The sequence below is a fragment of the Sedimenticola selenatireducens genome, from assembly GCF_007625115.1.
GTDB lineage: Bacteria > Pseudomonadota > Gammaproteobacteria > Chromatiales > Chromatiaceae > Sedimenticola > Sedimenticola selenatireducens_A.
Window position 1 is genome coordinate 212,553 of record NZ_VMNH01000004.1, and the last position, 12,551, is coordinate 225,103.

Sequence of the window (12,551 nt, forward strand, 5' to 3'; positions counted from 1 at the left end):
GTGCAAAGTCATTATATACAACCAATTAGTTGTCTGACCATTGTTTTTATACCAAAAAGTTCTACGCTTATGAAACTATATTAAATATTTAAATTTCAAATATTTAAATAACCATAGTCCAAATCATCCTAAATGACTGTTATCGCTATGATAAAAAGTATTTGACATATTATACACCTTACCTTTTAATGGTCTGACCATTGATATTACTAACAAGTAATCATTGAGCCATCAAATAAGAAGCAGCACTGACCCAGAAGAGGAATTAATCAAATGAGCGATCGTTCGAACGAGTATCGGGATACTGACCCGCAGGAGACCCAGGAGTGGTTGGAGGCTATTGATGTTGTAGTCGAGCGGGAAGGCACGGAACGTGCGAAATTTCTGATTAAAAAGACCATCGACAAGGCGACAGCGGCAGGTACCGAGCCACCTGACTGCTCAAGAACGCCCTATCTGAACTCGATTCCGGTCAGCCGTGAACCTGCTCTTCCAGGCAATCCCGATGTGGAGCGCCGCCTGCGTGACATCATTCGCTGGAATGCCATGGCCATGGTGGTGCGCGCCAACCGTAAACCCGCCTCCCCCGGCGGTCATATCGCCAGCTTCCAATCCTCTGCCGTGCTGTATGAGACGGGGTTCAACCACTTCTGGCGAGCGGCTTCTGACACCCATGGCGGCGATATGATCTATATACAAGGTCATGTGGCACCCGGCATCTACTCCCGTGCATTCCTCGAAGGGCGTATTACCGAAGAGCAGTTGGATAACTTCCGTATCGAAGCCGGCGGCAAGGGCATCCCCTCTTACCCCCACCCCTGGCTGATGCCAAAATTCTGGCAATTCCCTACCGTTTCCATGGGCCTCGGCCCGATCATGGCGATCTACCAGGCCCGCTTCATGAAATACATGGAGAATCGCGGCCTTATTCCAAAATCAAATCGCAAGGTTTGGGTATTCTTGGGCGATGGCGAAACCGATGAGCCAGAGGCACAGGGCGCTATTGCCCTCGCCGTGCGTGAGAAACTGGACAACCTGATCTTCGTAATCAACTGTAATCTGCAGCGTCTTGATGGCCCGGTTCGCGGAAACGGTAAGATCATCCAGGAGCTGGAAGGCAATTTCCGCGGCACCGGTTGGAACGTGATCAAGGTCATCTGGGGCGCTTCCTGGGATAAACTGCTTGCCCAAGACCATAACGGCCTGCTACGCAAACGCATGGAAGAGGCTGTGGATGGTGAATACCAGAGCTTCAAGGCGAAAGATGGCGCCTATGTGCGCGAATACTTCTTTGGCAAGTATCCCGAACTGAAAAAGATGGTTGAGCACATGACCGATGATCAGATCTATCACGATCTGATCCGCGGCGGACACGATCCACAAAAGGTTTATGCCGCTTACTCCGAGGCGGTCAACACAGTAGGTCAACCGACCTTGATCCTGGCCAAGACCGTTAAGGGTTATGGCATGGGTGAAGCGGGTGAAGGACAGAACATCTCTCACCAGCAGAAGAAGCTGGGTAACGATCAGCTGAAAAAATTCAGCGCCCGCCTGGATTTAGAAATCTCTGAAGAGGATGTGGTTCAGGCCAACTTCCTCAAGCCAGCGGCTGACAGCCCTGAGATGAAGTATCTGCATCAACAACGTAAGGCGTTGGGTGGCTACCTGCCTGAGCGTCGCACCCAGGGAGATGTACTCAATATCCCCGATCTCTCCATGTTTGACCTGCTACTGAAAGGTACCGGCGCTCGCACCATGTCCACCACTATGGCGCTGGTGCGTGCAATGGTGGCCATTTCACGTAATAAGGAGATCGGTCCACGCCTGGTGCCGATCGTCCCTGACGAAGCCCGTACTTTCGGTATGGAAGGCATGTTCCGTCAGATGGGTATCTATGCCCCTGAAGGGCAGCTCTATACGCCGATGGACTCCGGCGAGATCATGCCTTATCGCGAAGATAAGAAGGGCCAGCTGCTGCAGGAAGGTATCAACGAGGCGGGTGCCATGTCATCCTGGATCGCCGCATCCAGCAGCTACAGTAACCACGGCGTCACCATGATACCGTTCTACATCTACTACTCCATGTTCGGATTCCAGCGTGTGGGTGATCTCGCTTGGGCAGCCGGCGATCTACAGGCGCGTGGATTCCTGATCGGCGGTACCGCCGGACGCACCACGCTGAATGGTGAAGGTCTGCAGCATCAGGATGGTCACAGTCAACTGTTTGCCAGCTTCATCCCCAACTGCATCTCCTACGACCCGACTTATCACTATGAAGTGGCAGTCATCATCCATGAAGGTATGCGCCGCATGTACCAGGAGCAGGAGAACGTCTTCTACTACCTGACCACCATGAACGAGAACTATGCCCATCCGGATATGCCGAAGGGCTCCGAGGAAGGCATTCTCAAAGGGCTCTATCATCTGCGTAGCAGCACGCTAGAAAAGAAAGGCAAGAAGAAGAACCCTCGGGTACAACTGTTGGGTTGCGGCACCATCTTGAATGAAGTCATTGAAGCCGCTGAGTTGCTGAAGAGTGATTTCAAAATCGAGGCCGATATCTGGAGCGCCACCAGTTTCAACGAGCTGTGTCGTGACGGCCAGGATGTGGAACGTTGGAATCGCCTGCATCCGGAACAGCCTGCCCGCGTCAGTCACGTTGAGGCCTGCCTGAAAGATCGTGAGGGTCCGGTGATTGCCGCAAGCGATTACATGAAATCCTTTGCCGAACAGATTCGTCCGTTTGTCCCAGCCAAGTACACCGTACTGGGTACGGATGGTTTCGGTCGCTCAGACAGTCGCGAAAGTTTACGCAGTCATTTTGAAGTGGATCGCTATCACGTCGCTATTGCCGCACTGAAGGCACTGGCCGATGAGGGCATTATCCCCGTAAAGCAGGTCACCCAGGCAATTGAGCAGTATGGCATCGACGCCGACAAGCCTAATCCGGTAACCGTTTAAGCGCGCACAGAATAAGGAGAAACAGACGTGACTATTAAAGAAATTCTTGTACCGGATATCGGCGACTTTTCCGATGTTGAAATTATCGAGATCCTGGTAGCCCCCGGTGACACCATCGCGGTTGATGATGCACTGATCACCCTGGAGAGTGACAAGGCCTCTATGGAAGTACCCTCTTCTGATGCGGGTGTAGTAAAAGAGATCAAGGTCGCACTGGGCGATAAGGTCTCTGAAGGCAGTCTGGTCATTCTACTTGAAGTAGAAGGTGCCGCAGTTGATCCAGCACCGGCTGCAGCAACCCAACCTGTTGCACCTACCGTTGAAGCAGCACCGGTCGCGGCCGCAACAGCCGCCACAACGCCTGCTGCAACCAGCGCAGCATCTGACCTTAGACAGGTGTCATTCGAGCGCACCCACGCCAGTCCCGCCGTGCGTCGTATCGCTCGCGAGAAAGGGATCGACTTGAACACCCTGCAAGGGACAGGACGTAAGGGGCGCATCACGCGTGAAGATTTATCCAACGCCGGTCAGCGCGTGCTCAAGGCCTTTGTTGAATCATCCAAGGGTGGACAACCCGTAGGCAGCGGCACAACCGCACCGACCACATCAGGCATTCCAGCCATACCTGAACAGGACTTCTCCAAGTTTGGTGAGATCGAGTTCCAGCCCCTGAGCAAGATCAAACGGCTTACCGGGATCAATCTCAGCCGCGCCTGGTTGAATGTACCCCATGTCACTCATCAGGATGAGACAGATATCACTGAAGTTGAAGCATTCAGAAAATCGCTCAAGGCGGAGACTGAGAAGCAAGGCGTGCGTGTGACCCTGCTCAGTTTCTTTATGAAGGCATGTGCGGCTGCACTGAAGACTTACCCGACCTTCAACTCATCACTGGATGGCAGTGGCGAAAACCTGATTCTGAAGAAATACATCAACATCGGTATTGCAGTCGACACACCGAATGGATTGGTTGTCCCGGTAATTCGTGATGTGGATAAGAAGAGCATTTTTGAACTCTCTGCCGAATTGATGGAGATGAGTGTCAAGGCACGTGACAAGAAACTCAAGCCAGCGGACATGCAAGGTGCCACCTTCACCATCTCCAGTCTGGGTGGTATTGGCGGCACTGCATTTACACCGATCGTGAATGCGCCGGAAGTAGCCATTCTGGGACTCACGCGTTCACAGATGAAGCCGGTCTGGAATGGCAGTGAGTTTGTCCCACGCCTGATGCAACCGATGTCGCTCTCATACGATCATCGTGTCATTGATGGCGCCCAGGCTGCGCATTTCGTTCGCACCCTCGGTATTTTGATGAATGATGTGCGGCGCTTGCTGCTCTAGATTTCCCCCAACACCAAAACAAACGGAATAAGACAATGAGCACAATTGAACAAGTTCAGATCCCCGATATCGGGGAATTCGAAGATGTTGAGATTATTGAAATCCTGGTGTCGGTGGGCGATGCAATCAATATCGATGATCCGCTAATCACCCTGGAGAGTGACAAGGCCTCCATGGAGATTCCATCGCCCTCTTCCGGGACGGTGACAGAGATTCTGGTCAGTCTGGGTGACAAGGTTTCCAAGGGCAGTCACATCATCAACCTGGAGACAGCGACTGAACCAAAAGTAGCTGTACAGGATCCACAGCCCTTCCTGCAGAAAAATGCCAAGAGTGGTGCTGCCCCGGGTGATGCCGGCAAGACAGTACTAAAAGATGTCTATGTACCCGACATCGGTGATTTCCAGGACGTGGATGTCATCGAAGTGCTGGTAGCACCTGGCGATAACATCACTGTTGATACACCGGTGCTAACCCTGGAGAGTGACAAGGCCTCCATGGAAGTCCCCTCTCCCAGCAGTGGCCATGTCCATGCCGTTCATATCAATGTGGGTGATACCGTCTCACAGGGCGACCTGATCCTGACGCTGGAAGTGGTAACGCCTGGTGCTAAAGCTACTACGCAATCCGGCACAGTAACCGTGGCTCCTGCTGCAGCCAAGGTTGCTCCTGCCGCAGAACACGCCGCTTACATTGGTAATGCGGATATTCAAGCTGACGTTGTGGTACTCGGTGCGGGCCCTGGTGGTTATACCGCCGCGTTCCGCGCGGCTGATCTGGGTAAGAAGGTGATCTTGATCGAACGTCACAGTAGCCTGGGTGGCGTTTGCCTCAACGTGGGTTGTATTCCCTCTAAGGCTCTACTGCATGCCGCCAAAGTGCTTGAAGAGGCGCGTGATTTCCGCAGCCATGGTCTGAAATTTATTGAACCAGAAGTGGATCTGGATGCGCTGCGTGAATGGAAGAACGGTGTGGTCACCCGACTTACTGGCGGACTGATGGGTTTGTCCAAACAACGCAAAGTCCAAGTTGTTAATGGCTTTGGTAAATTCATCGATCAAAACAATATTGAAGTCATTGATGGTGAAGGCAACAAGACAGTTGTCGGCTTCTCGCAATGTATTATTGCGGCCGGTTCCGCTCCGGTTAAACTACCGTTCCTACCGGAAGATCCGCGTATCATTGACTCCACGGGTGCCTTGGCACTTAAATCAATTCCCAAGCGTATGCTAGTGATTGGTGGCGGCATCATTGGCCTTGAGATGGCCACGGTCTATCACGCACTGGGCAGCAAGATTACGGTTGTCGAGATGCTCGATGGACTGATTGCCGGTGCCGACAAAGATATTGTTAAACCGCTGCATAAACGTCTTGAAAAACAGTATGAGGCGATTCTTACCAAGACCCGCGTGACCAAGGTTGAAGCGCTGGACGAAGGGCTACGCGTGACCTTTGAAGGGGCCAAGGCACCTGAACCACAACTGTATGATTCCATACTGGTCGCTGTGGGTCGTTCTCCCAATGGCCATAAGATTGATGCGCAAAATGCCGGTGTTGCCGTTGATGACCAAGGCTTCATCCACGTCGATAAACAACAAATCACCAATGTGCCACATATCTATGCGATTGGTGACGTAGTGGGCCAACCCATGCTGGCCCACAAGGCTGTCCATGAAGGTAAGGTCGCGGCCGAAGTCTGCGCCGGTCTCAGCACCTTCTTTGATGCCTGGGTGATTCCTTCGGTCGCCTATACCGACCCTGAAATTGCCTGGGTGGGTAAAACTGAAGCCGAAGCCAAGGCTGAAGGGATCAAATACGGTAAGGGCGCATTCCCCTGGGCAGCCAGCGGTCGTTCACTCTCTCTTGGAAGAGACGAAGGCCTGACCAAAATGATCTTCGACGAAGAGACTGGCCATGTCATCGGTGCCGGTATTGTTGGACCCAATGCAGGCGATCTGATTGCCGAGGTGTGCCTGGCAATAGAGATGGGCTGTGACGCCTCTGACATTGGTTTGACGGTCCATCCTCATCCTACGCTATCAGAAACCGTAGCGATGGCCGCTGAAGCATTTGAAGGGACCATTACTGATCTGTTCATACCGAAACGAAAAAAGTAATGTTTGTTTTTTAGCCGCGCATTGATATCCCCGCTTATGCGGGGATATCTTTCTGAGAAAGCACGCTCTTCAGGTAACATCATGAACAAATCATCCCAAAAACAGAAACCCGTTATTGCCGGTGAAAAACTGCGTGACGCGGACAAGGTAGCCCGCATACCCATCAAGGTGGTTCCAACTCAAACGCCCCTTAAAAAACCAGACTGGATTCGTATCAAGTTACCCAGTCCTGAACAACGTCAACAGGTAGAAGCATTGGTTGCAGAAACCGATTTGCACACGGTTTGCCAAGAGGCCTCCTGCCCCAATCTGGCCGAATGCTTTCACCATGGCACGGCGACGTTTATGATCATGGGAGACATCTGCACACGGCGCTGTCCTTTCTGCGATGTGGCCCATGGACGACCACTGGCGCTGGACAAAGATGAACCTGCACGTCTTGCAGATGCCGTAAAAAAAATGCGGCTCCGCTATGTGGTGATCACCTCGGTTGATCGCGATGATCTGATGGATGGCGGCGCAGGACACTATGTTGAATGCATAGCCGCTATTCGCACAATCAATCCAGGCATTAAGGTTGAGATACTGGTGCCGGATTTTCGCGGCCGCATGGAGCCGGCACTGACATGCTTGACGGGTACTCCACCCGATGTATTGAATCACAATTTGGAGACAGTACCCCGCCTCTACAAGTCGGTTCGACCGGGTGCGGATTATCAATGGTCGCTTGATCTACTTCAGCGATTCAAAACAGAGAACCCAGGTGTACCCACCAAGTCTGGCCTCATGCTGGGCTTGGGCGAGACACTGGATGAGGTAAGGCAAGTGATGCAGGATTTACGCAATCACGGCTGTGCCCTGCTCACCCTGGGACAGTACCTGCAACCCAGCCCACATCATCTGCCGGTGAGTCGTTACGTCACACCGGATGAATTCGAGGCATTGAGACGCTACGGCGAATCAATCGGGTTCTCTCACGTCGCCAGCGGCCCCTTTGTTCGATCGTCATATCATGCAGACAGACAAGCCGCAGAGCTGGTCAATCAGCAGTAAACTTTGGATTCAGACAATACCTCAGCGGCCACTTCAGCCGAGACGGGCCTACTGAACAGATAACCCTGTAGATAACCGCAATCAAACTCCCGGAGCAGCTTCAGTTGCCCGGGAGTCTCTACACCCTCCGCCACCACCTGCATCTCTAGCCCCTGTGCCAGATGCACCACTGAACCCACAATCGCCTGGGTGCGTGTACTTGCTTCAAGATCTTTAATAAAGGTACGATCAATTTTCAATTTGTTTACAGGTAACTGCTTAAGATATTCCAGTGATGAATAGCCTGTACCGAAGTCATCAATAGCTATCGACAAACCTAACCTATGACATTCTTCTAATACCTGCTGTGACTCTTTGGGATATTTCATTAACGTCGTTTCTGTCAGCTCCAATTCAATACACTGTGCATCCAATTGATAATGTTCCAGGAGTTTTTTAATTTGACTGACAAAGTCACGCTCAAGCAATTGACGCGTGGAGACATTGACCGCCACTGGCAATAATTTCAAACCCAGTGAACGCCAATCCGCCAACTGGCGACAGACCGCTTCTAATACCCAGGCTCCAATCTCTACAATTTGTCCAGTCTCTTCCGACAGCGGAATAAACTCTGTAGGTGATACAACGCCCATGCCTGGCACCTGCCAGCGTATCAGTGCCTCAAAGCTCACCGGCAATCCTGACTCGATATCAATTAACGGTTGATAGTTGAGGAAAAACTGGCCATTTTCAATGGCCGTTCGCAAGCGCATTTCAATACTGAGCCTTCGGGCAGCCGTCTCTTCCATCTCTTTATCAAACAAACTGCAGGCACTACCGCTATGTGATTTGGCGCGATACATGGCAATATCTGCGTGTCGCACTAAAGCACTCGTCGTTGTGCCATCCTCTGGATAAAAAGCAATGCCGATACTGGCACCCACAGAACAATCATGGCCCTCAGCAATCACAGGGAGATCAATCAATTCGATTATTTCATATGCAATATGTACCGCATTCGACACCTCTTTAATGTCTGGTAAAATCACCGTGAACTCATCACCACCTAATCGGGCAACAGTATCACCTTCCCGTACCTTGCCATGAATACGGTTAGCCACTTCAATCAGCAACTTATCACCTACATCATGACCGTAGGTATCATTGATTCCTTTAAACCGATCTAAATCGATAAACAGCAAAGCTATCCTTTCCCTACTTCTAGCAGCCTGAATAACAGCATGCTCAAGCCGATCATTAAACAGCTGGCGATTAGGTAATCCTGTTAACTGATCATGATGTGCCAAATCCTTTAGACGCTCTTCTGTCTGCTTTCGCTCAGTAATATCAGAGGCAATACCCACATAATGGGTCACCTCTCCTGCGCTATTCTCAATGGCCGTAATACTCAGCCATTTCAGATAAAGCGTTCCATCTTTACGCCGATCCCAGATCTCACCCTGCCAACTGCCTTCGTTATTAATGCCTTCCCACATGGCCTTATAAAATGCCCCATCATGGCGACCAGAGGAGAGAAAACTGGGATTTTTACCCAGCGACTCAGCAAAGCTGTAACCGGTAATTTCACAAAAGGCCGGATTGACATATTGAATGCGATTCTTTGCATCAGTAATGGCGATACTCTCTAGCGAAGTCTCCATTACCTTAGCGGCAAGCCTCTCTTGTTGCCGTGCATGCTGACGTTCTGTCAGGTCCCGGATCAGGCCAATAAAAATCTGTTCTTTACCCTGCTGAACCACACTGATAGTGACTTCGATCGGAAAAAGATGTCCATCCTGATGTTGCGCCTGAAACTCTCTGGGAAACCCTATCGCATTTCCACCCAGCCCCTTATTGAAGCGATCAATATAACCATCATGCTCAGTGCGATAGGGTTCCGGCATCAAGATTGAAACATTGTTACCTACAATGGCCTGATCATCATAACCAAACATCCTTTCCGCCGCGCCATTCAAAGACCGAATGATGCCCTCTCCATCAATAGTGACGATGCCATCTGCAACATGTTCAACAACACTACGGATTCTGGCCTCTGCTTCAGATAACGCAAGCTCTCTGGAATTCACTTGCTCACGCATCTGGGTAAAGGCCTCGCTCAGCAAACTGATTTCATGCAAGTCAGAAGTGGGGAAATTTACCCGCATGTCGCCGGCTGCAAACTGCGCTATAGAGCGCATCGAAATATTCAGGGGATTCACAATCTGCCGCACTAGCCAGATTGCCACAGGAATACTCAGCAAAATCAACAACAGTGTGGCAATGAATGTCTTATTCAGTATTGGACGCAATTGCTGATCGATATAGGCAGCCGGCAAGATTTCAACCATTACCAACTCCCTATCAGGATAACGTTCACTCACCCCGACTTTATGAAGATGCACATAAAGCTGTTCGCCGCCATCCGAGACTTTTGCCGCAAAGCTCCCACCCGATGGTGTCTTATTAAATAACTCACGTAAGAACGGGTAGCGAACCTGTGTAAAAAGCGCATCTGCCCCATAACGCTGCAGGGTTGAATCCCGATAGGCTAATAACCGCCCCGCCTGATCAGTCACTAGATTACGATCTCCTGGTTGTTCAGAGCGCGTCATCATACTAAACACTTGACTCAGGTTGACGTAGATAACGACTATACCGGCGGGTGAGTTATCACGATCGAAGTATATGGGCGCTGCAATACGAATGACCATAACCCTTGGATCTGTAACGACACCATCCTCCCGATTAAAATCGATATCAGACAGGTAAGTGACGCCAGGCAACAGTTTCAGCGTCTCGGTAAAATAATGCTCGCTAGCCATTGGCTGTAACAGCTGTTCATTGATTTCAACTATATCCTCTCCTTGTCTCTCTGCCCTGATCAACTGACGACCCCCACCGTCTGCACCAATCAGGCGAATCTGCATATATTCAGGCTTGCTTATAAGAAAATCACGAAACAAAGAAGAGATGCGTCTTTTCACGACCTCGGGAGGAACATCACCTATTGCAGAATTTTTTGCAGCGAGTCCCTTCATTAAAACAGCGATACCGGGTACGCGTGACAGAAAACGAACATCATCCTCCAGCCGTCTGATCAGGCGCGCAAACTCTTTACCCTCACCTTCAAGCTCGAACTTTAAATGTTCATTCTTATTACGTACTAAAATTGAATCGATCTCTATGACTGAGAGAAGACCCACGCACATGCCAGTCACCGTCACCAGAACAACCACAATCACTCGTAGGCGCGTACCGATACTCCCTTTTAATGCCTGCCCATTGCCCCTTAGTGACATACCCATCAGCAGATAGAGGATGAACAATACCCCGATTGCCAATGGCCAGAGTAACTGATCACTTTCAAAACTATTGAGGAAGACACTCCTGCTCGTCTCCACCGGGACAAAACGTGTGCCAAACATCGCCAGGTAGTGTATGCCGATGATGGAAAGCCCCATAGTCACCGCACTGATAAATCGCCACGACGAGGTCTTTACATCCAGCGTTGCTTCCTTGTAAAGCAGTGATAAAGCAAGCCCCGCTGCACCAAAGGAGATCACAACCGATAACAGAATGATGCCGATGTCATAATCCATTCGAGCTGGCATCACCATGGTCGCCATGCCAACAAAGTGCATAGCAGTAACCACCGATGTCCAGATCAGTGAACCCAAAGCAAATCGTTGCCAAGCCCTTTCGTAATTAACGATCACAAGAAGCGCAATAAACGAACCGGCTATAGCAATGAATAAGGAGAGTAGGGTTAACCCTTTATGATACTGAACTGGAAAAGGTAATTGCAGGGCGATCATGCCAATAAAATGCATGGTCCAGGCACCCCCACCAAGGGCCACAGCGGCACCAAGATACCAATACCACCGACTGATACCCTCTGCCACCAGTAAGCGTCTCACCATACTGAAGGCGACATAGGAGGCGGCAAAGGCAACAATGACAGATAAGAGCACCCCGGAAGGATCAAAGACACCTTCAATGGGGGTTACTGAAACGTGTAGCTCCTGCCCTTGCACATTCCCTCGCATTCTTCTTTACGGCCCTACTAAACTATAGCGGATTCGCAGCAACTTTCTGAAGAGCTGATAAGATGACGGGCATAAAAATACTTTGCAGCAAGTTCAAGATCTGAATCAATGTAATACCCTGTTGTCACAGGTAATATGCCTACAGGGTATAAGACTTTATTTTCAGGAGCGTGAAACTCAGTATGAATATCGCCACAAACGTATTCAAATACCTCTTTATAAGCATGGGATTATTGATCAGTCTCTCCCCCGTTGCCGCTGACAGGGTTAAAGAGAAAACAGACACCCATCAATACAACCTTGGGCTTGGCCGAGTTGTGTTCACTCAGCAATGCATCAAGTGTCACGGAAAACCCGAATCCGGGGCGCCCCAGTTAGGGCAGGTCAATGATTGGCATGAACGCTTAAAATCCACACTTCCGACATTGATCGAACACGCCCTCCAGGGGCACGGTGAAATGCCCCCAAAAGGAGGGCTTGATGAGTTATCTGATCGGGATGTCTCTGCAGCGGTTGCCTATGTTGTGGATAGAAGCAGACAACTCTTTGTGGAATATGAAGGTAAGCAAGTACTCTTGTTTGACAAAATATGCCACGAAGAAAAACAGCTCGACTCGTGCAAACAGGATCGTATGGATAACACCCTGCTACTGCAGATGCTCTGGCTCATTACAGGGCAAAATCGAGAATAACCGTCACCAGAGACGATATTGTCGCGGCTCAATCTGACGCCTTCCCTAGACACTAATTCTAGTGTGAGTTGATCGTCATCATTCTGTATTATTTAATCGCTAGCATGCCTCATCAACAAATAACTGGATGAGATCTAATCATGGAAAGCACAACAGAGAAAAGCCATGTCGATAACCACACCGAATCAGACGCCTATGATTTCAGTATGCTAAATCTCGACGAGATGGATGATATGGATGATGAAGCGCTGCAAGATTACTATGATTCACTGGATTTCTGAGCCGTCAGCGCTACCAAGCCAACCGGAATAAATTGCATATTCCAGGTAGACAGCTCCCACCTGACATTCTATTCTTTG

General features: G+C 50.2%; 7 protein-coding genes. 6 read left to right on the plus strand and 1 reads right to left on the minus strand.

Annotation, left to right across the window (positions count from 1 at the left end):
* The first annotated feature begins 273 nt into the window (after positions 1 to 273).
* The 4 genes from aceE to lipA all read left to right on the plus strand — a co-directional run bounded on the left by aceE (position 274) and on the right by lipA (position 7,475).
* Entirely contained in the window at positions 274 to 2,961 is a 2,688-nt protein-coding gene (aceE, locus tag FHP88_RS03090) for a pyruvate dehydrogenase (acetyl-transferring), homodimeric type (RefSeq protein WP_144357524.1), read from the plus strand.
* 27 nt (positions 2,962 to 2,988) lie between these two features.
* Positions 2,989 to 4,305 carry a dihydrolipoyllysine-residue acetyltransferase gene (aceF, locus tag FHP88_RS03095; protein ID WP_144357525.1) on the plus strand — a complete coding sequence of 439 codons (1,317 nt, stop codon included), beginning with the start codon at positions 2,989 to 2,991 and terminating at the stop codon, positions 4,303 to 4,305.
* A gap of 35 nt (positions 4,306 to 4,340) precedes the next feature.
* Complete coding sequence (gene lpdA, locus FHP88_RS03100) at positions 4,341 to 6,422, plus strand: dihydrolipoyl dehydrogenase (protein WP_144357526.1); 2,082 nt, start codon at positions 4,341 to 4,343, stop codon at positions 6,420 to 6,422.
* A gap of 81 nt (positions 6,423 to 6,503) precedes the next feature.
* Complete coding sequence (lipA, locus tag FHP88_RS03105) at positions 6,504 to 7,475, plus strand: lipoyl synthase (RefSeq protein WP_186297575.1); 972 nt, start codon at positions 6,504 to 6,506, stop codon at positions 7,473 to 7,475.
* Here the strand turns inward: lipA and FHP88_RS03110 are convergent.
* Positions 7,466 to 11,500 carry an EAL domain-containing protein gene (locus FHP88_RS03110; protein WP_144357528.1) on the minus strand — a complete coding sequence of 1,345 codons (4,035 nt, stop codon included), beginning with the start codon at positions 11,498 to 11,500 and terminating at the stop codon, positions 7,466 to 7,468. The genes lipA and FHP88_RS03110 overlap by 10 nt on opposite strands.
* Before the next feature lie 182 nt (positions 11,501 to 11,682).
* Here FHP88_RS03110 and FHP88_RS03115 point away from each other — a divergent pair, with 182 nt between their 5' ends.
* Both FHP88_RS03115 and FHP88_RS19075 read left to right on the plus strand, forming a co-directional pair.
* Entirely contained in the window at positions 11,683 to 12,192 is a 510-nt protein-coding gene (locus tag FHP88_RS03115; RefSeq protein WP_144357529.1) for a c-type cytochrome, read from the plus strand.
* A gap of 140 nt (positions 12,193 to 12,332) precedes the next feature.
* Complete coding sequence (locus FHP88_RS19075) at positions 12,333 to 12,473, plus strand: hypothetical protein (protein WP_186297576.1); 141 nt, start codon at positions 12,333 to 12,335, stop codon at positions 12,471 to 12,473.
* Positions 12,474 to 12,551 lie beyond the last annotated feature (78 nt).